The following is a 22,358-nucleotide window of genomic DNA, read 5'->3' on the forward strand; positions in this document are numbered from 1 at the left end:
GTACTGCAGGGGGGACCCTGTGGGAGAGTAGGACGCCGCCGAACTCCTTTTACGGAGAAGCCCCGTGCCCTTGTGGCACGGGGCTTTTCTGCGTTCAGCCCTCTTTTTCAGTCGGTGGTGATTACGGGACAGCCCTTGGTCGGTTGTTCAGCCGGCGGTGACCAAGCGGGTGTCGTAGGCCAGGATGACTGCCTGGACACGGTCGCGGGATCCCGTTTTGGCGAGAATGCGCGTGACATGTGTCTTCACCGTCGATTCCGCGAGGTGGAGCCGCTCGGCGATCTCCGTGTTGGTCCATCCCCGGCCGATGACCGTGAGGATTTCCCTTTCCCGTTCGGTGAGGTTCGCGATGCGGGCGTCCGGTGTGGTCGGGCCGCCGGGCACGGCCGGCAGATGGTGTGCGTACGCGTCCAGCAGGCGGCGGGTGAGGCTGGGGGCGACCACCGCGTCGCCGTCGGCCACGGCCCGTATGCCGGAGAGGAGTTCCTCGGGCAGCGCGTCCTTGATGAGGAAGCCGCTGGCGCCAGCACGGAGGCCGTCGTACGCGTACCGGTCGAGATCGAACGTCGTGACAATGAGGACGCGCGTGCGGGCACCGGACCTGATGATGCGGCGCGTGGCTTCGATGCCGTCCAGGAGAGGCATGCGGATGTCCATCAACGCCACGTCCGGATGGTGCTGGGAGACGAGGCTCAGAGCCTCGTGACCGTTGGCGGCCTCGCCGACGACCGTCATGTCGTCCTGGCTCTCCAGCAGCATGCGGAAGCCGAAGCGTTGCATCGGCTGGTCGTCCGCGATCAGCACGGTCGTCACGAGGGGGTGTCCTCCAGGGGCAGTCGGAGCCGTACCTGCCAGCCGGCCGTTGCCGGAGCCGTGGCTGTGGCCTGCGTCAGCAGTGGGCCCGCTTCGAGTGTGCCTTCGTAGAGGGATGCCCGTTCGCGCATCCCGGTGATTCCCTGCCCGCCGCCCTCGGGTCCGTCCCGGGTGGTGCCCGTGTCCGTGATCAGGGCCTCCAGCTCCTTCGCCCGGTAGGTGAGCGTGACCTCCGCGGTCGGCGACGGGTCGGTGCCGCCGTGCTTCAGCGTATTGGTGAGGGCCTCCTGCACCACTCGGTAGACCGTCAACTGCCGCCCGGCGGTGGGCGGGGACGGCGGAGGCGTGCCCCGGACGCGCAGGCGCACGGGGAGGCCTGCTGTTCGTACACCGGTGAGGAGCGCGTCCATGTCGTCGAGGGTCGGCTGCGGGGTGCGGTCGGCCTCGGCGGGGTGGTCGCGCAGGACACCGAGCAGACGGCGCAGTTCTGTGAGGGCCTGTCGGCTCGTGGTGCCGATGGCTTCCAGGGCCTGGGCCGCCCGGTCGGGGCTCTTGGCCGCCGCGTAGGCGCCGCCGTCCGCGAGGCCCGTGATGACGGAGAGGTTGTGGCCGATGATGTCGTGCATCTCCCGGGCGATCCGGGTCCGTTCGGCGGCGGCGGCGAGCCGGGCCTGCTGGTCGCGTTCGAGCTCCAGCCGGTGGGCACGGTCGACCAGGGCCTCCGTGTACTCCTTGCGCGTACGGACCACGATCCCCAGCAGGGCCGCGAGTGCGAACGCCCAGAGGTGGGGGACGAACAGCAGGTCCCAGCTGTGCGGGAAGCGCACCGAGCCGACCACGAGCGGAACGATCACCAGGGCGCCCGCCCGTGCCAGGGCCCGCATGGGCAGCCGTAGCGCGATGTTGAAGATGACGATCTGCTGCAGGTAGGCGGCCTGGACGAGCGCCCCCGTCCAGACATTGATCAGGGCGAACGGGGTCATGAACGCCAGGACGGCCGACGGATGGGCACGGCGCCACAGCAGGGGTGCGGAGAACGCCACGCTCATCAGCAGGACCACGGGTTCGGGCACGTTCCGGTTGCCGGCCACGGTGCGCCAGCCGCCGGTGGTGAAGTCGAGTACGGCGAAGATCACCCAGAGCGTGGTGAGCAGTCCGTTCCAGACCACGGGCCGACACAGGTCGAACGCGCGGACGCGCTGGAGCAGTTGCTGGAGGAGCCCGGTCAGTGCGGTGGTGCCCGAACCCCGGTCCTTGTCGTCGTCCGTCACGTGTCCATCCTCGCGGGCGGCCGGTCCGGCGTCATGCGTCGCGTCGGCGCAGCAGCAGCGCGGCCGCGCACAAGGCGGTCCCGGCCCACAGGCACAGAGCGAGCAGGGCTCCGCCCACGGAGGCCTCGCCCGGGAGCGGGGTGGCGGAGCCGAGAGCGCCCGCGGCCTGGGTGGGGAAGTACGTGACGGCGGTCCTCACCGTGTCGTACGGCAGCATGGAGAGGACCTCCGGAAGGATCATCACGCCCCCGATGAACGCGCCGATCGCGCCCGGTACGGAGCGGATCAGGGCGCCGAGCCCGAGCGCGATCAGGCTGAGCAGGGTGATGCCGGCGGAGTTGCCCAGGACCGCGCGGAACACGCCCGGGTCGCCGAGCGAGGCCGCTTGGTCGGTGTCGTGGAGGAGCGTCTGGGCGATGACGAAGGTGAGCAGGGCGGTGGTGAACATGACCACGAAGACGGTGGCGGTGAAGACCGCCGCCTTCGCCCACAGGACCGGGAGTCTGCGCGGGACCGCGGTGAGCGAGGCGCGGATGAGGCCCGTCGAGTACTCGCCCGCGGTCACCAGGATGCCCAGGACCACCGTGCACAACGTACCGAGCACCGAGCCGTAGAGCACCAGGACGACCGTGTCGACGTCGGAATCGCCGCCGCCCGAGGTGTACGTCGCCCCCATGACCACGCCGATGCCGAGAATCAGGGCGGACGCCGAGATCAGAGTGATCCAGGAGGAGCGCAGGGACCGGAGCTTGTGCCATTCGGAGCGCAGGACCCGGGTGGCCGTGATTTGGTACGGGCTTTGTTCCGGGTGTCGTTCCGGACGGTGGGCCGGGTGGCTGACCGCGGTCGTCATGCGAGGGCTCCGGTCGGTTCGGGGGCGGTGATCCGGTACTCGACCGACTCCTGGGTCAGGTCCATGAAGGCCTGTTCCAAGGAGGCGGTCCGCGGGGTGAGTTCGTACAGGGGGATGGCGTGCGCGGCTGCCGTGCGGCCGATGTGTGCCGCGTCCGTGCCGTGGACCTCCAGCTCGTCGGGGGCCGAGGCGGGACCGGAGGCGATCTCGATGCCGGGACCGGTGAGGAGCTCGCGCAGGTCTCGGGCACGCGGGGTGACGACCTTCACCGACGCGCCGCCCGCGGTGGCCACGAGGTCGGCGACCGTCGTGTCGGCGAGGAGCCGGCCTCGGCCGATGATGATCAGGTGGTCGGCGGTGAGGGCCATCTCGCTCATCAGGTGTGAGGAGACGAGGACCGTACGGCCCTGGTCGGCGAGGGATCTCAGCAGGTTGCGGATCCACAGCACGCCTTCCGGATCGAGGCCGTTGACCGGCTCGTCCAGGATGAGGGTGGCCGGATCGCCGAGCAGCGCGGCGGCGATGCCGAGGCGCTGGCCCATGCCGAGCGAGAAGCTCTTGATCCGTTTGTGGGCGGCCGTGTTCAGCCCCGCCAGATCGAGGACGTGCTCCACGCGGCCGCGCGGGATGCCGTGGGTGTGGGCGAGCGCCATGAGGTGGTTGAAGGCGGTCCGGCCGGGGTGCACGGAGCGGGCCTCCAGGAGCGCGCCGACCTCGGTGAGCGGGGCGCTGTGGGCGGCGTACGCCCGTCCGCCGATCGTCGAGCGGCCTCGGGTGGGCGCGTCCAGGCCGAGCAGCATGCGCATGGTCGTCGATTTCCCGGCGCCGTTCGGTCCGAGGAATCCGGTGACGGTCCCGGGCCGGACCGTGAAGTCGAGGCCGTGGACGACGGTGGTGTCTCCGTACCTCTTGGTGAGTTCGTATGCCCTGATCATGGGGTCGACGCTACGGAGGGGGCGTGCCGCGGGCGTCGGACCCGGGGCGGGATGTGGTGGGGCGGGTAGTACCGGGGTACGACGACGCCCTGTCCGACAAATGTTGTTTGCACAGGTCGGGTGGTCACGGAAAGGATCGGCGGATGGAACATGTGATTCGAGCGGTACGCGCCGATGAGTGGCTCCTGGTCAAGGAGTTGCGGCTGACCGCCCTGCAGGACCCGGCGGCGCCGATGGCGTTCGTGGAGACGTACGCCCAGAGCGTGGCGCGGCCCGACGGGTTCTGGCGGGACCGGGCGCTCGGCGCCTCCGGGGCCGGGCAGGGCGAAGTGCGGCAGTTCGTCGCCGTCGGGCCCGACGGGCGGTGGGACGGCAGCGTCACCGTGCTGATCGAGCGGTCGGGCGCGGAGGTGCGGTTCGGGGAGGCGGTCGACGTTCACCAGGCCCATGTGGTCGGTGTGTTCGTACGGCCCGAGGCGCGGGGCGCGGGCCTGGCGGAGGCGCTGTTCCGGGCCGGGACGGACTGGGCGTGGTCGCTGCGTGAGCCACGGATCGAGCGGGTGCGGCTGTATGTGCACGAGGACAACGCACGGGCCGCGGCGCTCTATCGGAGGATCGGCTTCGCGGCCACCGGGCATACGGTGCCGGTTCCGGGCGACCCGTCCGCGCGGGAGATCGAGTACGCGTTGGGGCGTCCGGCGTAGGTGGCGCGCGGGGCCTGTCGGGTCGGTCCGTTCAGTGCGAGCCCATGAGGTCCTGCGTCCAGCGGGCGCGGGCCTGCTCGCGGGAGCGGAGAAGGGCCAGGGTCGGCAGGCCGGTGGCCTGGCCGGTCGACAGCAGCTCCGGGAGCCGGGGGAGGGGTGCCACCGCGGCGACGTCGTCGAGAACGAGCGTCATTGGTGGGTCGAGCCGACCGTCGGTTGACCGTGCGGCCATGCGGCGGCCGTGCTCGACCACGTGCGAGGCGAGTGCCGTGAGCAGGGGCATCGCTCCGGGACCCGAGCGGGGATCCTCGATCGGTTCACCCACCACATAGAGGGTGCCCCCTTCGTCCACGAAAGATTCCAGTACGAGCGAATCCGCCCGGTTGGGCGTGCAGGCGTCGCGGATGTGGACCGAGGAGAGCGCGGTGAAGGCGCGTACCGTCAACTCCTGTGCCATGTCCCGGCGTTCGGGGTGGGCAGTGAGTGCGGACTCCAGCAGGCCCGCGAGTCCGGAGGCCGCTTTGGGGTGGGTACGGAGCAGGCGCACCGGTTCGTGGGCGCTGCCACCGAGGGCCCAGCGATGGACCTGGCGGAAGGGGCGGCCGTCGATGGCGGCGGCGTGCAGCCAGCACTTCAGGAGCGTTTCCGCGGTGTCGGCAGTCGTCGCGTCGATACGGGCCTGCGGTCGGACCGGGGCGAGGAGCGCCGTGGAGTGCGCGGCGGCGGTGTCGGGCTGTTCGCAGCCCGACACGGGGGACCAGTGGAGGCGGGCCGGGGTGTCGCAGAGGTGGCCCGGGTCGTAGACGAGGACCGGGCCGAGCTTGGCGCGGGCGTCCTTCGTCTCGGCCCAGACGGTGGGGTCGGACGTGACGACGAGCGCGGGTCCGTCGGCCTCCTGGATCGCCTGGACGACGGTGGGGCGGCGGATGGCGGCCGGTCCGTACACGACGAGGGGGGTGCGGGGGGCAGGGAGCGCGGCGGCGTGGGCGGGGAGCGGATCGGCGTCGGACGGCGCGTGCTCCACGGGCGTGGGCGCGGCTGCGGGGGGCTGCTCCGGGGCGGAGGTCGCCGCCGGGACGGGTGCGACCGCCGGGTGCTGGAGTGTCTGCTGCGACGGCGACGGCGCAGGGAGGGGAGCGGGGGTGGGTGCCGGCTGGGGTTGTGACGGTGCCTCGGTGCGGGGCTCGTGCTGTCGGGACCGTACGGCCTCGACTCCTTCTCCGGCCATGCCCCCGCCGCCGTGCCGTTCGGCGCGCTGCCGCGCGCGCACCGCCCGCCAGCGGGCCACCACGCCCAGCACGAACACCGTCAGTACCACCAGCACCATCAGCTCGCCGATGAACAGGCCCCAGAACAGGCCGTACCCGGAGAGTGCGTCCGGCGGGGTGTTCGGCCAGGCGGCCGGGAGGTCGTGCGGAGTGGTGACGAGCCGACGCATCGCCAGCGGGGTCTCGGTGAGGGTGACCCCCTCCGGCCAGGCGCCGTGCGCGAAGAGTCCGGCCAGGCCGGTGGCCGTCCAGGCCAGGAGCGTCAGCCCGAGCAGGAATCCCAGCAGCCCTATCAGCAGCCCGTCCGGGATGCCGCCGCTTCCACTGCCTCCGGTACGTACCTCGCCGCGCCCCGCCATGTCATGCCACCGTTGACTCGGAGGACTCGTTCAGCCGTTGTTCTTGTTCGATCCGGGCCGCGCGCTGCTCGGCCTCCAGCTCGGCGGCGCGTACGTCCTCCGGGACGAGTTCGGCGGTCGAGGACTCGGTCATCGCGCGGTCGGTGAAGACCAGTGGGCGTTCCGCTTCGGTGATCAGGTGTTTGACCACCTGGACGTTGCCGTTGACGTCCCAGACCGCGATGCCGGGGGTGAGGGTCGGGATGATCTCGACCGCCCACCGGGGCAGGCCGAGCACGCGTCCCGTCGCTCTGGCCTCGTCGGCCTTCTGGGCGTAGATCGTGCGGGTCGACGCCATCTTGAGGATCGCCGCGGCCTCGCGGGCCGCCGCTCCGTCGACGACGTCGCTGAGGTGGTGGACGACGGCCACGAACGACAGACCCAGCCGTCGGCCGAACTTCAGCAGGCGCTGGAAGAGCTGCGCCACGAAGGGCGAGTTGATGATGTGCCAGGCCTCTTCGACCAGGAAGATGCGTTTCTTCCGGTCGGGCCTGATCCAGGTGTGTTCCAGCCAGACGCCGACGATCGCCATCAGGATCGGCATGGCGATCGAGTTCCGGTCGATGTGCGAGAGGTCGAAGACGATCAGCGGGGCGTCGAGGTCGATGCCGACGCTCGTCGGCCCGTCGAACATGCCGCGCAGGTCACCGTCGACCAGCCGGTCCAGGACGAGGGCGACATCCAGGCCCCAGGCCCGTACATCGTCTATGTCGACGTTCATCGCCTCGGCGGATTCGGGCTCCGGATGGCGGAGTTGGTCGACGATGTCGGTCAGGACCGGCTGCCGGTCCGTGATCGTCTCGTTGACGTAGGCGTGGGCGACCTTCAGTGCGAAGCCGGACCGTTCGTCCAGGCCGTGTCCCATCGCGACTTCGATGATCGTGCGGAGCAGCGCGAGCTGGCCGGTCGTGGTGATCGAGGGGTCGAGCGGGTTGAGCCGGATGCCGCCGTTGAGGGCGGCGGTCGGGTCGAGGCGGATCGGGGTGAGGCCGAGCTCCTGGGCGATGAGGTTCCATTCGCCGACGCCGTCCTCGCCCTGGGCGTCCAGGACGACGACCTGGCGGTCGCGGAAGCGGAGCTGGCGGAGCACGTACGTCTTCTCCAGCGCGGACTTGCCGTTCCCGGACTCGCCGAGCACCAGCCAGTGCGGGGCGGGGAGCTGCTGTCCGTACAACTGGAAGGGGTCGTAGATGTAGCCCTTGCCCGAGTACACCTCGCGGCCGATGATCACGCCGGAGTCGCCGAGGCCGGGGGCCGCGGTGGGCAGATAGACGGCCTGGGCCTGTCCGGTGGACGTACGGACGGGCAGCCTCGTCGTCTCCACCTTCCCGAAGAGGAAGGCGGTGAAGGCGTCCGAAAGCGCGGACAGCGGATCTCGCATGGCGTGACCGACCTCCCTCTCGTTTCTCTCGGTTCTCTCGGTCGTTCCGGGGTCAGCGACGGATGCCGGTGGCGAACGGCAGGGTGTTCACGAAGGCGCGGTGGTGCTCGCGGTCGCACCACTCCAGCTTGAGGTACGACTTGCCGGCCGAGGCCCGGATCGTCCGCTTGTCGCGGGCGAGGGACTCGGGCGAACGCGAGGACACGGTGATGTACCCCACCAGGTTCACTCCGGCCGCGCCGCTGGCGAGGTCTTCACCCCGCTGGTCGAGCCGGCCGTGTGCGGCGATGTCGCGCGGGTCGACGGTGCGGTTCATCTTGGCCTGACGGCTGGCTTCCGCCTCGTCGTTGGTCTTCTCGGTGAGCATCCGCTCGATGGCGACCTCGGTGGGTTCGAGGTCCATGCAGACCGCGACCGTACGGATCACATCGGGTGTGTGGACGAGGAGCGGGGCGAGGAAGTTGACGCCGACGGGTGTCATCGGCCACTCCTTCACCCAGGCCGTGGAGTGGCACCAGGGTGCGCGGGTGGCCGACTCGCGGGTCTTGGCCTGGAGGAACGTCGGCTCGACCGCGTCGAGTTCGGCCGGCCAGGCGTTGCGCTTGGTCATGGCCTGGATGTGGTCGATGGGGTGGTCGGGGTCGTACATGGAGTGCACGAGGGAGGCGAGCCGGCTCTGGCCGAGCGGCTGGCGCACCCGGATGTCGGCCTCGGCCAGGCGGGCGCAGATGTCGGTGAGTTCGCGTGCCATGACGACGGCGAGGCCTGCGTCCCGGTCGAGCTTGCGGCCGCCCTCGGGACGGGCGGCGCGGGCCATGGCGTTGGCCTCGGCGGCCAGCTCGCGGGTGTAGTGCATGCAGGCGACGAGGTAGGCGCGGTGCTGCTCGCTGGAGGTGGAGACCATGGACTGGAGCTGGTCGTACGACTCCCGCAGCCAGCCCGGGGACGTGTGGTCGCCGCGCTGGGCGACGTCCTTGGCGTGGGCGTCGGGGTCGGCGGGGAGGGTACGGGCCAGCATCTGGATGCGGGTGACGAAGCCGTCGCCGTTGGCGACATGCTTCAGCAGCGTGCCGAACCGGTCGACGAGGGCTTCCTGGTCCTCGCTGTCGCGCAGGCCGACGCCGGGGCCCTCGATCTCGATCGCGGCGGTGACGGTGCGGCGGTCGGCGTGCAGGAGTACGGCGATCTCGTCCGGTCCGAAGGGGGCGGCGAGCCAGTTGATCCGGCCGATGCCGGGGGGCGGGCCGATCTCGACCTCACGCCCGTCGGTCCCGACGCCTGCCTCCATGGCGCCGGAACGGTAAGTCGTGCCGCGGCGCAGGGAGCGCTTGTAGCTGCGGTTGATCTCGAACCACTTGTAGAAGGTGCGGTGCTTGTACGGGAGGTACACGATCGCCAGGGCGAGGAGGGGGAAGCCCACGAGCAGGATGATCCGCGGGCCCAGATAGGGGACGGCCAGTCCGCTCATCATGCCGAGGAACGCACCGGCGATGATCAGGGCGATCTCGCCGGTCTCGCGGTTCTTGCCGACGATCGCGTTCGGCCTGGCTCGGCCGATGAGATACGTACGGCGGGGCGCGATCGTGTGGGACGGAGTCGTCAACGCCCTCCACCTCCCGTGCTGTTGTTACCTGAACTGCCTGATCCGCCACCTCGGGGGGAGCGGCTGCCGTGGGGGGTGCCGGAGGCCGGTCCCGATCCGCTGCGGGGCGGAGGCGTGGCGGAGGGGACGGATCCGCCGCCGGAGTTGCGGGAGCTGTGCGCGGCGACACCGCCGCTGACCGCGTTGGCCGGGCGGGCCCCGCCGCCGCTGTCGCCGCTGTTCTGGGCGCTGCGGCTGCTGTGGGTCTTGATGCCCTGGGAGACGAGGGCGGCCGGTGAGCTGATCATGGCGGCGGCCTGCGAGCCGTCGGTGGCCTGCTTGCGGTTGGTGCGGGCGCCCTGGATCTCGTCGCCGAAGCCGGGGACGAACCGGTAGATCATCGCGGAGGCGAAGATCGCGAGCAGGATGATGGCGAGGCCGGACACGACCGCGGAGAACGCGTTCGGCCCGTCGTCCTGGGAGAGCGCGCCGGCCAGTCCGAGCACCACGACGATGACGGGCTTGACCATGATCACCGCGATCATGATGCCCGCCCAGCGGCGGACGTGACCCCACATGTTCTTGTCGACGAGCCCCGCGTAGACCACGGTGCCGAGGAGGGCGCCGACGTAGAGCAGGGCGGCGCGGATGACGAGCTCCAGCCAGAGGATTCCGGCGGCGAGGATCGAGACCAGCGAGACGACGATCAGCATGATCGGTCCGCCGCCGATGTCGGAGCCCTTCTTGAGGGCTTTGGCGAACGATCCGAAGAAGACGTCCGTCTGCCCGCCGGAGGACGTGGCGATGATCTCGGTGACCCCGTCGGTCGCGGAGACGACCGTGTAGAGGATCAGGGGGGTGAACGCCGAGGCGAGGACCGTCAGCCAGAGGAACCCGACGGCCTCGGAGATCGCGGTGGTCAGCGGCACGCCGCGGATGGCGCGCTTGGCCACGGCGAGCAGCCACAGGACGAGGGTGAGGACGGTGGAGGCGGCGAAGACGATGGCGTACTGCTGGAGGAACTTGGTGTTCGTGAAGTCGACGTTGGCGGTGCTCTTCACCGCGTCGCTGAGCTTGTCGACGATCCACGCGGCGGCGTCGGCGCAGCCGCGGGCGAGGGAGGAGAGGGGGTCGAGGGAGTTGTCGGGGCTGCTGGGGACGTTGGAGGGGGCGCCTGCGTCGCCTTTTTCGCAGTAGTCCTTGGCAAGCCCGACGATGAGGTCACAGGCGTTGTCGCTCTGGCTTGGGGTGGGCGAGGGCGACGGGGAAGGAGCCGCGGTTGCTCGTGGAGCGAGCAGAATCAACGTGGCCGGCAGGCTGCTGAGGACTGCCGCGAGGGAGAGCGCACGAGGGCGGTTGCTACCGGGCATAGGTGAAGCCTCCGTATCCCTCAACCGCGCCAGCGATTTCATCCGCAGTCGAGGCCCTGTTGTCGCCATTGACTGGCGTGGGGCCTTCCTTCTGGCTCGAAGACTCGATCCTCCAGTCGCCGCCCACCCACTTGAGCTTTTCGGAGATGGTGAACCACGTTGCGGTGACAGGTTTGGTGGAGCCTTGCCCGGCCATTCCGACGAGACCCGTGCACCAGACCTCGACGGTGGCTGTGTCGCCGTTCTGATCGACCACCTTTGTTCCGACCGGAACGGTTCGAGAAACGAAGGTCAGTCCGCTAGGAGTGGTGCCGTCCGCGTTGAGGCCGACGTTCTGGAGGAAGCCTGGTGAATAGGCCTTTGTCAGAGCAGCCAGCAGGTCTTCCACGACCGCCGGGTCGTGGGTGGCCCGAACGATGGTCTGGCGAGTCTCCGCGTTGAACATCCCGACGGAGCCCAGCGCCACCGCAAAGTTGGACGCCGCGCTCTGCGCCCCCTGTTCGTCATGGGCGAACCCCGACGGAATCGAACCGTTCTTCCCCGTCACCGGCTTCGTCCCCGTGGCCGCCGTGGAAGACGAGTCCGGCTTGGTCCCGGAGCTTCCCGACCGACCGTCGTTGCCGTCTTTGCCGCCTCCGCTCATGTTCGCGAACGCGATAGCCGCGATCAGGAGGACGACCACGCCGACCACCGTGACGAGGGAACGCGAGCTGCGGGCGGGGCGGCGGGGGGTGCCGTAGCCGTCGCCGCCCTCGCCGTCGGGAAGGCGGGTACGGGTCTGGCGCGTGCCGCCGATGGTGCTGTATCCGTCGTCCGTACGGCCCGGACCGCTGCCGTAGCCTCTCTCGTCGCCGGGACTCATGCCGCGCACGCCCCCTCAAGCGTTTCCTGAATCGGGTAGTACGACGGTAGCCGTGCGGGTTCCCGCGCGGGCGCGGTGTGGTGACTCGACATCAGGGAGACGCAACCTCTGCCGGTGGGCACGACGGACGGATGGTGTGGGGGTGGGCTGGAGTGCCCCGGACGTGGGATGACCGCCGGTCAGACAGCCATCCCGTAGACGATGGTGAACAAGGTTCCCAGAGATCCGATGATGAACACACCGGTCAGGCCGGCGACGATCAGCCCCTTGCCCTGCTCCGCGCTGAACGTGTCGCGCAGTGCCGTGGCGCCGATGCGCTGCTTCGCGGCGCCCCAGACCGCGATGCCGAGGCAGAGCAGGATGGCAATGGCCATCACGACCTCGATCATTACGCGGGCCTCGTTGCCCAAGGTCCCGAACGGCCCCCAGTTCGGGGCGATTCCGCCGATGATGGTGGTGATGTCGCCCTTTTCAGCTGCCAGGATCATGTAAGTCACCGCCCCTGTTGGGTAGTTCATTGCCCCTGCCACATGGCACGGGTCGCTCTCTATCTTCGCTGATGAAACTGCACTCGTACGACGGCTTGACGGCTCTCTTTACCCGGATCTCGTACGTTTGGCCGGTCCGACCCCCTGACCTGCGGATCGAATCGATGTATGACCGAATATGTATGGTTACTCTGTGTATCACGGGGGGTGACCTCGGGCAATGAATGCCATCCCGCCACCCTGGCCGAGACCTTCGCGCAGGGCACGGACGGCTCTTGGCCGGGTCAGAGCAGGGGGTGGCGCGGGACCGGTGGCCGGGGTGGTGTCTTCCAGTTCGACGGCGGCCGGAAGTCGCACCAGGTGCCATCGAAGGGAAACGTTCCGGCCTCGGCGAGCCGTACGACCGAGTCGCCCTCGCTCCGGATGGCCGATGCCTCGTCGGCCGACCAGTAGGCCGGATCGCCGGTCTTCTCGGCGAAGGACTGCTCGTCCTTCCACTGCCAGCTCCGGTCCGGCGCCACGTTGATGTCGAGTTCGTGGTCGGTGACGTCGATGTCGTCACCGTGGTGGACCCGGCGCTCCAGATTTACGTACCAGCCGCGGAACTTCTGTCTGCGGCCGAAGAGCCAGAGAACGGAGTGCGGGGCGTCGGTGGGCTGGTAGAAGAGCGCGTTGCCCATCGGCCACCGGCCGGCGACCACGGGGTAGCCGTCGGCCGGGCGGTCGTGCGGGGCGATGTCCCGTAAGTGTGCTCCGTGCGGAAGCTTCGTACGCCACATCGGTGTGCCTGCCTCCATCCACACCAGCTGCCCCGCTTCGGTGCGCTCGACGAGGCGTACGGGCACCGAGGCGCTCAGGTGTCCGCCGATGAAGAAGTTCCAGCGGAGTATCCGGCCCGGGTCGTCGTTCATATTGTCGATCATGCCCCTGGTGCGGTCGCCGGACACGTGATCGGAGAATCGGTTCGGCGTGCCGCCGTGCGCGCGGCTGGACGCGCCTGGAGCACCGCTCATGTGAATGAATCGGTCGAACTGGCGTCCGTCGTGAACCCGGTGCCTCCGATGGGGCCGAGGCGAACCAGCCATGGCGAGAACGATCAGTGGCTCGGGCTGGGCGCGGATCCGATCGGCTTCGGTTGCGCGTCCACCGTCGGTCTCGACCCAGGGCGGCCATGCGGGCTACCTCGCCTGTCTAGGCACCGGCACGCCGCTGCCAACTGATAGGGCGTCACCGACGTCCGTCCCGTACTGTCGCCCGTGGTGGCCGTCGCCCACCACGCGGCGATCAGCGCGGCGGCTTCGAGCATGAACGGTTGCGGTGGGCCTTGGGGTACGCGGCAAGCAGCAGACGATTCATGCCTGGGCCGTGCCGAGGGTCCTGAGACGTCCGGTCACGAGGGCCGCCGCCTGCTGCATGCGCAGCGCCTCCTGCTCAAGCGCACCGGTGCCGTCCTGCGTGAGCCGGTAGTACCGGCGCGGTCGCCCGTCCACGACCTCCTCGTGGTCGGCGACCACCAGTCCGGACCGCTCCATCCGCTCCAGCGCCCCGTACAGAGTGCCGACGGCGAGTCTGAGCCGTCCGTCGGTGGCGTGCTCGGTGGCCTTGATGATGCCGTACCCGTGACGCGGCCCGTACAGAAGGGCGGCGAGGATGAAGTACTGGGACTCGGTCAGGGGCGGCTGACGTTTCTCCATGCGCGGAACATATATCGGCGCTCGAAGTATGCAGTCGGGGGTGGGCGTTGCTCTTCTGCTCCGCCCCGGTCGTCGATCGACGGAGCGGTGCGCCCGGAGACACCTTCTGCGCGGGAACGTGACGGCCGACTCGTGATGTGCCACGCCGCCGTGCGGGATGGGGGCCGGTGGTCAGTGCCGAGTCGGTGGGACTTCCCCGTCGCCGCCCTCGGCGAAGTGGTCGAACTCGCCGGCCACGACGCCCTTGGTGAAGACGTCCCATTTCGTCCGGGTGGTCGTGACGACGTTGGTGGGGTCGCCGGTCTCGCGGAGGTGGACGAGTTCGTCCGGGCCGAAGGCGATCTCGATCCAGGGGCCGGGGCCCTCCTCGCCCTCGGGGGCGGCGCGGACCCAGGTGAGGTCGGCGCGGATGTCAGCCATGGGCGTGGTTCTCCTTGAGGGTGCGCACGAGGGCGGCCCAGGCGGCGGGTGTGGTGCGGAGTATCGCGCCCGTGGGGTCGCCGCTCTCGGTGAGCGCTATTGCCCCGGTCGGGGCCTCGGCTACGTTCACGCAGGCTTCGCCTTGTGCGCAGTAGGACGACCTCTGCCAAGCGTGTGCGGACATCGTGGTTCCTTTCACAGGCTCTCGGCGACCTTGTGGATGAGTTCTCGGGATCGCGCTTCGTCCAGCGCCGCGTCGTCGAGTCGTTCGAGCAGCAGGCGGTACTGGGTCAACTGGGCCTCTGCGTCGATGAACACGGGCCCGTGCGATTGGTCGAGCTGCGCGGTGTCGAGTGTGGGTACTGGTCCGCGTACGTAGTACACGGATTGCCCCGATCCCGGATAGTACGGGGCCTCAAAGGGAACTACTCGGACGGTGGCGTGGGGAAGCTCGCTCACCGTGAGCAAGTGCTGGAGCTGTCCTCGGGCGATCTTTGGGCCGCCGAACGTCATGCGCAGAGCGGCCTCGTGAATGACGGCCCGGTAAGGGACGGGATCCGTCCGGTAAAGCACTTCCTGCCGCTTGATGCGGTAGGAGACGCGGTGCTCGATCTCCGGTGGAGACAGCTCGGGAACGGCCTGCCGGTAGATCTCCCGGGCGTGATCGACGGTCTGGAGCAGGCCGGGGATGTGGATGCTGTGCGCCGCATGCAGGTCGGTGCCATGGTGTTCGATCTCGGCCAGGTCGAGCAGCTTGGGCGGCAGGATCTCCCGGTACTCCTCCCACCAGCCGCGCTTGCGGTCGGTGGTCATGGCGACCAGTGCCTCGATCAGCGCTTGGTCGGTGCAGGAGTACGTATGGGCCGCGACCCGTACGCGGTCGGCGCTCACGCCGAATCGCGCCACCTCTATGTTGCTGAGTTGTCCCGAGCTCGTACCCAGGAGGTCGGCTGCCTGCGTGGTGGTCATTCCGGCGCGTTCCCGCAGTTTGCGCAGCTCGGCGCCGAGCCGCACGCGACGTGCGGTAGGGGCGGCCCTGCCTGTCATGTCGAACTCTCCCTTGAAAGAAGATCAGTTGGACTGTCACTCACACGAGTGGTTCAACTCAAGGAATTCGGTCAATCGGTGCAAGCAATCCTTGCAGGCGTTTACTGTCGGGCTCAGGCCACTCGCCCGGAAGTACCCCGCTCGACGGAGCGGCCTCGTCACCGGGCACATCGAAGCGCACCCTCCAACTCTCCTCCGTGATCGGAGACTTCCATGGTCAGTGCCACGGTATCCCCGCCCTGGGCGTACACCCTCCAACTCCCGCAGGATCCCCGCGCCCCCGGCGTGGCCCGCTCCACCCTCCGCACCGTCCTGCGTGTGCACGGCATGCGCGAACTGACCGAGATCGCGGAGCTGTTGGCGAGCGAGCTGGTCACCAACGCGTACCTGTACTCCTCGGGGGCCTACTCCCTGCGCCTGCGCGACGCCGGACGCAGCCGTGTCCGGCTGAGCGTGTGGGACACCAACCCGCACATCCCCGCCCCCTTCCGATGGAACGCCGAAGCACCGGACGAACTGGCCGAACGCGGACGCGGCCTCTACCTCGTCACCCTCTACGCGGAGAGCTGGGGCGCCCACCCCATGGGAACCGGACTACCGGGACAGGGCGGCAAACTCCTCTGGGTGGAATGCGCGGCCAAGGGAGAGGGGTAGGGCCTCTCGTTCGGATCACGCCGGGCTCGCGCACCCGGCCTGATCGGGACGAAAGACCCCAGGCCGGGGCCCCGGGCCGGGCGACAGACCTGCGGGGCGACAGACGTGCGGGGCGGGCATAGCCTCGTCGCATGGTACGGAGCGAGGCGAAGGACGTGGCCGGGTATCTGGCCGAGGTGCCCGAGGGGCGCAGGAACGCCCTGGAGAGGCTGCGGGCGCTGTGCCGGACGGAGCTCGTCGGTTTCGACGAGGTCATGGCCTACGGAATGCCCGCGTACGAGCGGGACGGCGTCGTCGAGATCGCGTTCGCCGCCCAGAAGCAGTACATCTCCTTCTACCTGATGCGCGGTGACGTGCGTGAGGCGTTCACAGAGCGGCTGGCCGGACAGGACATGGGGAAGGGCTGTCTGCGCTTCCGCAAGGCGGAGGCCATTGACTACGACCTGGTGCGGGACCTGCTCCGGGCGACGGCCACGGCGTCGGGTCCGGGCGCGGTCTGCTGAGCGGAGCCGACCCGCTCGTGATCGGCGGAAATTCGTTGGCGGCGAGGCGAGAGGGCCACGTAGGAAAGGGGGTATGAGCGCCCCCACGTCCATACCGCCGGTCGCCGATCGACGGACCTTCGTCCGCGCCACGCTCGATCTCGGGGACGTACTGCTGCGCCCCTGGAGCCGGGAGAGTGCCGATCTGGAGGCCACGCTGGACGGGCTGGTCGCCGCCGCCACGGACCCGCTGATCGCCCGCTGGAACCCCTTCCCGGCCACCGACCGCACCGAGGCCATGGCGTGGCTGGAACTGCGCGAGGGCGGCTGGGACCGCGGGGACGTCGCAGGCTTCGCCGTACTGGGCGCGGCCGACGGTGCGGTCCTGGGCGCCGTCGGACTGCGCTGGGACGACCGTGCGGACGGCCTCGCGATGATCGGATACTGGACGCTCCCGGCCGCCCGCGGACGGAACGTGGCCACCAGGGCGACATCGGCGGTGACCGACTGGGCCTTCCGTACCGCCGATGCCCGCCGGATCGAGATCGCCCACGCCGTCGGCAACGAGGCCTCCTGCCGGGTGGCCCACCGCTGCGGCTTCCTTCTCGAGGGAACGCTGCGCCAGTCCTACCGCTACGGCGACGGGGACTACCACGACGAGCATCTGCACGCCCGTCTGGCAACCGATCCAGTGCCGGCCGGCCGCGATACGGCCTGACCGGCGGGTACGGGCCGGGTCGTCGGCCCGGCCTCCCCGGGCGCGGGGAGCGAATGGGCCATGGAGCAAGGCCAGCCGGCGAACGAGGGAGGTCCCGGCGAACTCCTGCGGTCTCAACGTTCCGGGCCGGGAGCTGACGGATGCCGCGCTGCGCGCTGCCGGGTGAAGAACGCCACGTCATTGCCGAAGGCGGCCACGAGGTGATCGTCGGAGACGGCGAGTGCGCGGCAATGGTTCGCCAGTCGGAGCACCGTGAGCCCCGTGGGCTTTGCCGTGGGGCGGAGCAGATCCCAGACCCGAACGGTGTTGTCGTGCGAACCGGTCAGCGCGACGGGTCGTCCGTCGAGTTCGGTGCAGATCAAGGCGTTCACCCAGTTGGTGTGGCCGACCAGGGGACGGCCGAGGGGGCACTGGGTGGTGAGGTCCCACATACGCAGCGTCTTGTCGTGCGAGCTGGTGACGGCGATGGGCAGACCGTCGATCTCGATGCATTCCACGGCCGTCACCCGGGCGGTGTGGCCGACGAGTGGTCGTCCGACGGGTTCACCGCTGTCCAGGTCCCAGAGGCGGACGCTGCTGTCGGTGTAGCCGATGAGGGCGACGGGCCGTCCGTCGAGTCGGGTGCAGGCGGCCGCCCCGCTCGCAACCTTGCGCCTGTGGAGGGGGCGTCCCACGGGGTGGTGGGTCTCCAGGTCCCACAGCTGCGATGTTCCGTCGTCGTAGCCGATGGCCGCGAGAGGCCGTCCGTCGAGGTGGGTGCAGGCCGCTGCTGCCACCCGGCGGGCGGTGTTCTCCGTCGGCAGGCGGCCGATGGTGCGGCGGGTCCTCAGGTCCCAGACGGTCATGTCGGGACCGGCTCCGGGCCGGTCGTCGGTGGTGAGGGTGAGGGCGACGGGGCGGGCGCCGGTGGTGAGGGCGATGGCGACCGCCGGCCCGTCGAGGTGGATGACGGCAGGCGTGTCCGACCAGTCTGCCGAGGCGTCTCCGGGGTGATCGAGGACCTCGGCCGCAGGTGGGTACCACGTCCTCGCGGTCCGGTCGGCGGAGGCCGTGATGACGACGGGGCCGCTGCCGAGACGCCCGCAGGCCAACGCGGTCACGTTACCGGCGTGTCCGGCAGCGGGACGGCCGATCGGGTGGCCGACGTTCAGACCCCAGATGCGGACCGTGCGGTCGCGCGAGCCCGTGACGGCGACGGGCTGCCCTCCGATCCGGGTACAGGCGACCGCGCGCACTCCGCTGGTATGGCCGGTCAGAGGGCTGTCGATGAGGCGGCCCGTACGCGGGTTCCAGAGCACCACCTTGTTGTCGTACGAGGTCGCGACTGCGACGGGCTGTCCGTCGATCCGGGTGCAGGTCAGTTCATTCCACGCGTTGGTGCGGGTGCTGAAGGGGGCGCCGACGGGTTGGCCGGTGGTCAGGTCCACCACCCGCACCTCGCCGGGTGTGAGGGTGACGACCACGGGCCTGCCGTCGATCTCGCTGCAGGCCGCCGCTTTCACGGGACCGTTCGGGAACGTACAGGGCTCACCGATGGGCCGGCCGGTGCTCAGGTCCCACACCCGCACGGTGTTGTCCCTGTCGCTGGTGACGGCATACGGCCGGGCGTCGTCCCCCGCGCAGAGGACCGCGTGGAACCATGTGGTGGGGTGGCTGAGGGACGGGCCGACGGGGCGACGGGTGCGCAGGTCCCACATCCGTACCGTGCTGTCGTGGTACGACGCGGTGACCACGACCGGACGACCGTCGAACTCGGCGCAGATGAGCCGGTCCACCTCGGTCTCGGGACCGGTGAGGGAGCCGCCGACGGGTCGGCCGGTCTCCAGGTCCCAGACTCGTGCCGGCGAGTCGTACGAGTTGGTGACGGCGAGAGGCCGACCGTCGAGCAGGGCACAGGCCACCGAGGTCACCGGGGTGTCGTGCCCGGTGATCGGTTCGCCGACGGGACGGCCGGTGCCGAGATCCCAGATCCGCACGGTGCTGTCGTGGGAACCGGTGACGGCCACGGACTGTCCGGCGATCTCGGTGCAGGCAACTGCCAGCACCTCACCGGTGTGGCCCGTGAGGATGTTGTGCATGGCCGGGGAGACACTGCTGCCGGACGCGTGGACGGGCTTCCAGGCGTCGGCGGCCATCCGGTCGGTGAGCGCGCGGCGCGTCTCGTGCGCTCCGTACCGTGCCGCGTCGAGTGCGAGCACGGCCCGCCGCTCGTCGGGTGTCAGCGGGCGGTGCGTACCGATCGACGCCCGGTAGACGGCGCCGTGGAGCATGCCCCCGCCGGTGGTCAGCAGGCGAAGGTGCGGGGCGAGTGTGTCGCACTCCGCGTGGACCAAATAGTCGGGGTCCTGGACCAGTTCGTCGAGTACGCCCCCGAGCGCGGCGTGCGTGGCGAGGTGGCGGCGCAGATAGGGGTGGGCGCGCGACCAGTCGGGGTCGGCGTCGGCACCGTACGGGACCGTCGCGCGCAGCGCCGAGGCGAGGGCCGCGTGTACGGCCCGCGCGTTCTGGTCCGTACGCAGGTACTCGGCCATCGCTTCGTGGTAGAGCCGGTACACCGAGCGGCCGTCCTCGATCGCCTCGACGATGTAGGAACCGGCGGTGGAGCGCAGTCGCCACAGGTGTTCGTTGGTGTAGGCGTGGCCGGAGACCGCCGAGGCGGCCGGGGCCCAGATGTCCTCCCACGGCAGGCCCTGGCCCTGGGCGAAGGCGAGGGGGCGGAGCAGGTCCATGACCTCGGGGGCCTGGTCTCCCAGCCGTCGGGTGAGGTCGTTGTGGATGGCTTCACCGGGCATCCGGGGCAGTGCGGCGACCCAGCCGGGATCGTCGGGGTCGGGAATTCCCGGTGTGGCGGCGAGGGTGCCCGCGGTGATGCGGGCGACGAGGAAGGACCGGCCGGCCGCTCGTGCCACTTGATGTGCGACGGCGGTGCGTAGGACGTTGCCGCAGGTCACGTAGGGGGAACGGGCATGCGCACCGAGAAGGTTGCGGAGGGTGTAGGCGTGGATGGCCTCGGGGTCGGCGTATTTCTCGGAGTCCAGATCGATGCGTCCGGTGTTGCCCGTCATGAGTGGTTCGAGCAGATGGGGGCGGGTTCCCAGGAGCAGGCGCAGGTGCGGGGTGCCCGGGTCGATCAGCGGACGAAGAACGTTGCGGCAGAGGCTCTCCGGGGTGGCGGCCTCGTCGAGCGCGTCGACCAGGACCGTCAGCGGACGGCCGCCGGGCCGGCCGGGTGGACCCGGTCTGGTGGCCAGTTGGCCGACCAGCTCGGAGACGGTGTCGGCCGGGACGCGGGCGGCGGCGGCGATGCCGTGCAGGACCTGCTGGTCGGTGAGGTTCTGGGCGTAGATCGCGGTGGCGAGGGTGCCCGGGGGCGGGAGGGGGACCGAAGCGAGTCCCATGCCGTCCAGGGGGACCGTGCGGCGTTGCCCGGGATCGCTGACGGCGGCCAGGATGCCCAGCACCGCCGTCTTGCCGGAACCCGGGCCGCCGGTGACGGCCAGCGCGGGCTGTGCGGGCGGCTGATCCACCAGCCATCGGGAGATGTCCGCGAGGGCGTCATGGCGGCCGGAGAACCACCAGCCTGCCCGATGGGGGTCCGAGTGCCCTTGCGCGCGCTTCAGGAACCGGCTCTCGTACTCGACGACGCGGCGATCGGCCTGGCGTTCCCACTCGCGAGTCTGCTGCAGGGCCAGGTCGAAGTGGCTGAGCCGGGGGTTGTGGCGCCCGTTGGGGAGAAACGGCGGGACCGCGCCGGTGAGGCCGATGATCTCCAGACCGATCGTCTGGTGGCCGGGGCGCTTCGGGTCGTTCCTCATCGCGTTGACGACGGCGTCGAGCGCGAGGGTCTCGGGGGTGTAGCCGGCCGTGGCCAGGCTGTGCACGGCTTGGCCGAGGAGCTCGGGGAAGGCGCCGGCCTGGGCGAGTTCATGGGGCTGTGTGGAGGTGAGGACCGCCAGTCCGGACTCCCCGTCGTCGCCCCAGTGGCCCTTCAGCCGGGCCATGGCGGCGAGCAACTCGTTGCCGCCCTGGCCGGAGAAACAGGTGTCCAGCATCAGCATGAGCCGACGGACCCCGGTGCCCCGCAGGATCTTGCGGGCCAGGGTCAGGGTGGGCAGGGCGTCGTCGATGTCGTGGGGATCGGTGTCGGAGGTGAGGAGTACGTGCTCGCCGTCGTCGAGGACTTCGCCGTGACTTGCGATGTAGACGGCGACCAGGTCGTCGGGGCGGCGGTCGGGGGACTTGCTGAAGTTGCGCAGTTCGGCGAGGAGCTGGGCCTCGGTGGGATTCAGGCCGAGGTCGGACACGTGCTCGTAGCCGAGGTGCGTGGTGAACAGGTCGATGACCCGGCGGCGGGCGTCCGCGAGGCCCGGGCGGTCCCATTCCAGTTGGGCGGGGGCCTTGGGGTAGGAGGTGACCGCCGTCGCGATGAGATAGCGGCGCGGGCGTCGGGGAGTGGGCGATGTCTCAGACACGGCGGAGGCCGTCCCCGTCATGGCGCAGCCCTTCCGCGACGGCCCGACCGGTCTCGGCGGCTGTCAGATACGCGGTCGCGTCATGGGCGCGTGAGCCGTTGTGTACGACCTTTCCTTCGAGGGCCGGCCCGAAGAGCGGTGACAGGTCCTTGACCGCGGCGACGACATCGCCTTCGTCGACGACATTGGTCCAGCGTGGGGTGGGTCCGAGGCCGGAGCCTGGGCCGGAAGCGGGTCCGACGTCGGGGCTCGGGCTGCCGGGCCAGTCGCCGGGGTGGGGCAGCAGCCGGTCGAAGACCATCCGCATGCCGAGCGGCGAACCGAGTGTCACCAGTGCCTTCACGCCGTGCCCCGGTGTCGCGCACAGGGCCTCGTACGCGACGACGGAACCCAGCGAATGGCCGACCAGGACGCGAGTGTCGGGATCGATCAGCTCCTGGACCCGTTGACGGGCGGCGGTGCGCAGCTCGGGGTCGAGGAGGTAGCGGCGTACCTGCTTCAGATCGAAGACGAGCGCCCGCAACGAGACATCGGCGAAGAACCGGGAACGTTGCAGAGCCCGCAAGGCCGTCTGCGCGACCCGAGGAGAACGCGCCAGGGTGGTGGCACCGGTTGCCGGCGGTACGGCGGCGTCTGTCCCGGCAGCCTGCTCCCACCAGGCCAGAAGCAGGTCGAGTTCGAAACCGTCCGCGACGTCGGACGCGGTGTACACGGGGTCCCCCACGGCCAGGGTGCGGCCCGCAGGGCGGAACAGGTCCCCGTAGAACGCCGATGTGAAATCGTCCTCGGACATGGCCGGCCGACCCGCGTGCCGGAGCCCGTCGCAGAGGGCCGGAAACCATTCACCGTGCAACATCGTGCTGCCCATGAGCTGTTTGCCCACGCCGTGCACGCCCACAACTCGCGTCACTCCGTGCCCCGTTCCCCGTGTGTATGCCGCCTCACT

The 22,358-nt window shown here is 70.0% G+C and carries 21 protein-coding genes; 4 read left to right on the forward strand and 17 right to left on the reverse strand.

Going from position 1 to position 22,358, the window contains the following annotated elements:
• Window positions 1–147 precede the first annotated feature (147 nt).
• The 4 genes from ACIRP2_RS06570 to ACIRP2_RS06585 are packed head-to-tail and all read right to left on the reverse strand — an operon-like array spanning window position 148 to window position 3,872.
• Window positions 148–813, reverse strand: a complete 666-nt coding sequence (locus ACIRP2_RS06570; RefSeq protein ID WP_404247220.1) for a response regulator — start codon at window positions 811–813, stop codon at window positions 148–150.
• Entirely contained in the window at window positions 810–2,084 is a 1,275-nt protein-coding gene (locus ACIRP2_RS06575; RefSeq protein WP_404247222.1) for a sensor histidine kinase, read from the reverse strand. The genes ACIRP2_RS06570 and ACIRP2_RS06575 overlap by 4 nt, the downstream gene beginning before the upstream one ends.
• A 31-nt stretch (window positions 2,085–2,115) precedes the next feature.
• Window positions 2,116–2,937 carry an ABC transporter permease gene (locus ACIRP2_RS06580; protein WP_404247224.1) on the reverse strand — a complete coding sequence of 274 codons (822 nt, stop codon included), beginning with the start codon at window positions 2,935–2,937 and terminating at the stop codon, window positions 2,116–2,118.
• Window positions 2,934–3,872 carry an ATP-binding cassette domain-containing protein gene (locus ACIRP2_RS06585; protein WP_404247226.1) on the reverse strand — a complete coding sequence of 313 codons (939 nt, stop codon included), beginning with the start codon at window positions 3,870–3,872 and terminating at the stop codon, window positions 2,934–2,936. The genes ACIRP2_RS06580 and ACIRP2_RS06585 overlap by 4 nt, the downstream gene beginning before the upstream one ends.
• Before the next feature lie 143 nt (window positions 3,873–4,015).
• Here ACIRP2_RS06585 and ACIRP2_RS06590 point away from each other — a divergent pair, with 143 nt between their 5' ends.
• Window positions 4,016–4,576 carry a GNAT family N-acetyltransferase gene (locus tag ACIRP2_RS06590; RefSeq protein ID WP_404247228.1) on the forward strand — a complete coding sequence of 187 codons (561 nt, stop codon included), beginning with the start codon at window positions 4,016–4,018 and terminating at the stop codon, window positions 4,574–4,576.
• A gap of 31 nt (window positions 4,577–4,607) precedes the next feature.
• Here the strand turns inward: ACIRP2_RS06590 and ACIRP2_RS06595 are convergent, their stop codons facing one another.
• From ACIRP2_RS06595 to ACIRP2_RS06645, 11 genes are all read right to left on the reverse strand, one after another.
• Complete coding sequence (locus ACIRP2_RS06595; RefSeq protein ID WP_404247230.1) at window positions 4,608–6,203, reverse strand: type IV secretory system conjugative DNA transfer family protein; 1,596 nt, start codon at window positions 6,201–6,203, stop codon at window positions 4,608–4,610.
• Between the two features lies 1 nt (window position 6,204).
• Complete coding sequence (locus ACIRP2_RS06600; RefSeq protein ID WP_404247232.1) at window positions 6,205–7,623, reverse strand: ATP-binding protein; 1,419 nt, start codon at window positions 7,621–7,623, stop codon at window positions 6,205–6,207.
• 52 nt (window positions 7,624–7,675) lie between these two features.
• Window positions 7,676–9,226 (reverse strand): SCO6880 family protein, encoded by a 1,551-nt coding sequence (locus ACIRP2_RS06605; protein ID WP_404247234.1) that lies wholly within the window; start codon window positions 9,224–9,226, stop codon window positions 7,676–7,678.
• A complete protein-coding gene (locus ACIRP2_RS06610) occupies window positions 9,223–10,575 on the reverse strand; it encodes a hypothetical protein (protein WP_404247236.1) in 1,353 nt (450 codons plus the stop codon). The genes ACIRP2_RS06605 and ACIRP2_RS06610 overlap by 4 nt, the downstream gene beginning before the upstream one ends.
• On the reverse strand, window positions 10,565–11,437 hold the full coding sequence (locus ACIRP2_RS06615; RefSeq protein WP_404247238.1) for a hypothetical protein: 873 nt from the start codon (window positions 11,435–11,437) through the stop codon (window positions 10,565–10,567). The genes ACIRP2_RS06610 and ACIRP2_RS06615 overlap by 11 nt, the downstream gene beginning before the upstream one ends.
• 179 nt (window positions 11,438–11,616) lie before the next feature.
• Window positions 11,617–11,925 (reverse strand): hypothetical protein, encoded by a 309-nt coding sequence (locus tag ACIRP2_RS06620; protein ID WP_018101695.1) that lies wholly within the window; start codon window positions 11,923–11,925, stop codon window positions 11,617–11,619.
• 284 nt (window positions 11,926–12,209) lie between these two features.
• Complete coding sequence (locus ACIRP2_RS06625; RefSeq protein ID WP_404247240.1) at window positions 12,210–12,836, reverse strand: DUF402 domain-containing protein; 627 nt, start codon at window positions 12,834–12,836, stop codon at window positions 12,210–12,212.
• Between the two features lie 441 nt (window positions 12,837–13,277).
• A complete protein-coding gene (locus ACIRP2_RS06630; protein WP_404247242.1) occupies window positions 13,278–13,619 on the reverse strand; it encodes a PadR family transcriptional regulator in 342 nt (113 codons plus the stop codon).
• Window positions 13,620–13,790: 171 nt separating this feature from the next.
• Complete coding sequence (locus ACIRP2_RS06635) at window positions 13,791–14,039, reverse strand: DUF397 domain-containing protein (RefSeq protein ID WP_404247244.1); 249 nt, start codon at window positions 14,037–14,039, stop codon at window positions 13,791–13,793.
• Window positions 14,032–14,223 carry a DUF397 domain-containing protein gene (locus tag ACIRP2_RS06640; RefSeq protein WP_404247246.1) on the reverse strand — a complete coding sequence of 64 codons (192 nt, stop codon included), beginning with the start codon at window positions 14,221–14,223 and terminating at the stop codon, window positions 14,032–14,034. Before ACIRP2_RS06640 ends, ACIRP2_RS06635 begins: the two co-directional genes overlap by 8 nt.
• A gap of 11 nt (window positions 14,224–14,234) precedes the next feature.
• Complete coding sequence (locus ACIRP2_RS06645) at window positions 14,235–15,086, reverse strand: Scr1 family TA system antitoxin-like transcriptional regulator (protein ID WP_404247248.1); 852 nt, start codon at window positions 15,084–15,086, stop codon at window positions 14,235–14,237.
• Window positions 15,087–15,299: 213 nt separating this feature from the next.
• Here ACIRP2_RS06645 and ACIRP2_RS06650 point away from each other — a divergent pair, with 213 nt between their 5' ends.
• The 3 genes from ACIRP2_RS06650 (at window position 15,300) to ACIRP2_RS06660 (ending at window position 16,940) form a co-directional block, all read left to right on the forward strand.
• Window positions 15,300–15,740, forward strand: a complete 441-nt coding sequence (locus ACIRP2_RS06650; protein ID WP_404247250.1) for an ATP-binding protein — start codon at window positions 15,300–15,302, stop codon at window positions 15,738–15,740.
• A 131-nt stretch (window positions 15,741–15,871) separates the two neighbouring features.
• Window positions 15,872–16,243 (forward strand): iron chaperone, encoded by a 372-nt coding sequence (locus ACIRP2_RS06655; RefSeq protein WP_404247252.1) that lies wholly within the window; start codon window positions 15,872–15,874, stop codon window positions 16,241–16,243.
• A 73-nt stretch (window positions 16,244–16,316) separates the two neighbouring features.
• The gene (locus ACIRP2_RS06660; RefSeq protein WP_404247254.1) at window positions 16,317–16,940 is read left to right on the forward strand and encodes a GNAT family N-acetyltransferase; all 624 of its coding nucleotides are present in this window, start codon (window positions 16,317–16,319) and stop codon (window positions 16,938–16,940) included.
• Between the two features lie 113 nt (window positions 16,941–17,053).
• On the opposite strand, the gene ACIRP2_RS06665 is transcribed toward ACIRP2_RS06660, so the two are convergent.
• On the reverse strand, window positions 17,054–21,412 hold the full coding sequence (locus ACIRP2_RS06665; protein WP_404247256.1) for a caspase family protein: 4,359 nt from the start codon (window positions 21,410–21,412) through the stop codon (window positions 17,054–17,056).
• Window positions 21,405–22,322, reverse strand: coding sequence for a hypothetical protein (locus tag ACIRP2_RS06670; RefSeq protein WP_404247258.1), 918 nt, complete (start codon window positions 22,320–22,322; stop codon window positions 21,405–21,407). The genes ACIRP2_RS06665 and ACIRP2_RS06670 overlap by 8 nt, the downstream gene beginning before the upstream one ends.
• Window positions 22,323–22,358: the final 36 nt, after the last annotated feature.

The sequence above is a fragment of the Streptomyces sp. NPDC101194 genome (genome assembly GCF_044767885.1).
GTDB lineage: Bacteria > Actinomycetota > Actinomycetes > Streptomycetales > Streptomycetaceae > Streptomyces.

Bases quoted from the DNA above. Each gene is read 5' to 3' on its own strand.
- ACIRP2_RS06660 (WP_404247254.1), top strand. From the start codon at position 16,317: ATGAGCGCCCCCACGTCCATACCGCCGGTCGCCGATCGACGGACCTTC.
- ACIRP2_RS06585 (WP_404247226.1), bottom strand. From the start codon at position 3,872: ATGATCAGGGCATACGAACTCACCAAGAGGTACGGAGACACCACCGTC.
- ACIRP2_RS06595 (WP_404247230.1), bottom strand. From the start codon at position 6,203: ATGGCGGGGCGCGGCGAGGTACGTACCGGAGGCAGTGGAAGCGGCGGC.
- ACIRP2_RS06650 (WP_404247250.1), top strand. From the start codon at position 15,300: ATGGTCAGTGCCACGGTATCCCCGCCCTGGGCGTACACCCTCCAACTC.
- ACIRP2_RS06615 (WP_404247238.1), bottom strand. From the start codon at position 11,437: ATGAGTCCCGGCGACGAGAGAGGCTACGGCAGCGGTCCGGGCCGTACG.
- ACIRP2_RS06620 (WP_018101695.1), bottom strand. From the start codon at position 11,925: ATGATCCTGGCAGCTGAAAAGGGCGACATCACCACCATCATCGGCGGA.
- ACIRP2_RS06655 (WP_404247252.1), top strand. From the start codon at position 15,872: ATGGTACGGAGCGAGGCGAAGGACGTGGCCGGGTATCTGGCCGAGGTG.
- ACIRP2_RS06625 (WP_404247240.1), bottom strand. From the start codon at position 12,836: ATGAACGACGACCCGGGCCGGATACTCCGCTGGAACTTCTTCATCGGC.
- ACIRP2_RS06640 (WP_404247246.1), bottom strand. From the start codon at position 14,223: ATGTCCGCACACGCTTGGCAGAGGTCGTCCTACTGCGCACAAGGCGAA.
- ACIRP2_RS06635 (WP_404247244.1), bottom strand. From the start codon at position 14,039: ATGGCTGACATCCGCGCCGACCTCACCTGGGTCCGCGCCGCCCCCGAG.
- ACIRP2_RS06600 (WP_404247232.1), bottom strand. From the start codon at position 7,623: ATGCGAGATCCGCTGTCCGCGCTTTCGGACGCCTTCACCGCCTTCCTC.
- ACIRP2_RS06610 (WP_404247236.1), bottom strand. From the start codon at position 10,575: ATGCCCGGTAGCAACCGCCCTCGTGCGCTCTCCCTCGCGGCAGTCCTC.
- ACIRP2_RS06645 (WP_404247248.1), bottom strand. From the start codon at position 15,086: ATGACAGGCAGGGCCGCCCCTACCGCACGTCGCGTGCGGCTCGGCGCC.
- ACIRP2_RS06630 (WP_404247242.1), bottom strand. From the start codon at position 13,619: ATGGAGAAACGTCAGCCGCCCCTGACCGAGTCCCAGTACTTCATCCTC.
- ACIRP2_RS06590 (WP_404247228.1), top strand. From the start codon at position 4,016: ATGGAACATGTGATTCGAGCGGTACGCGCCGATGAGTGGCTCCTGGTC.
- ACIRP2_RS06580 (WP_404247224.1), bottom strand. From the start codon at position 2,937: ATGACGACCGCGGTCAGCCACCCGGCCCACCGTCCGGAACGACACCCG.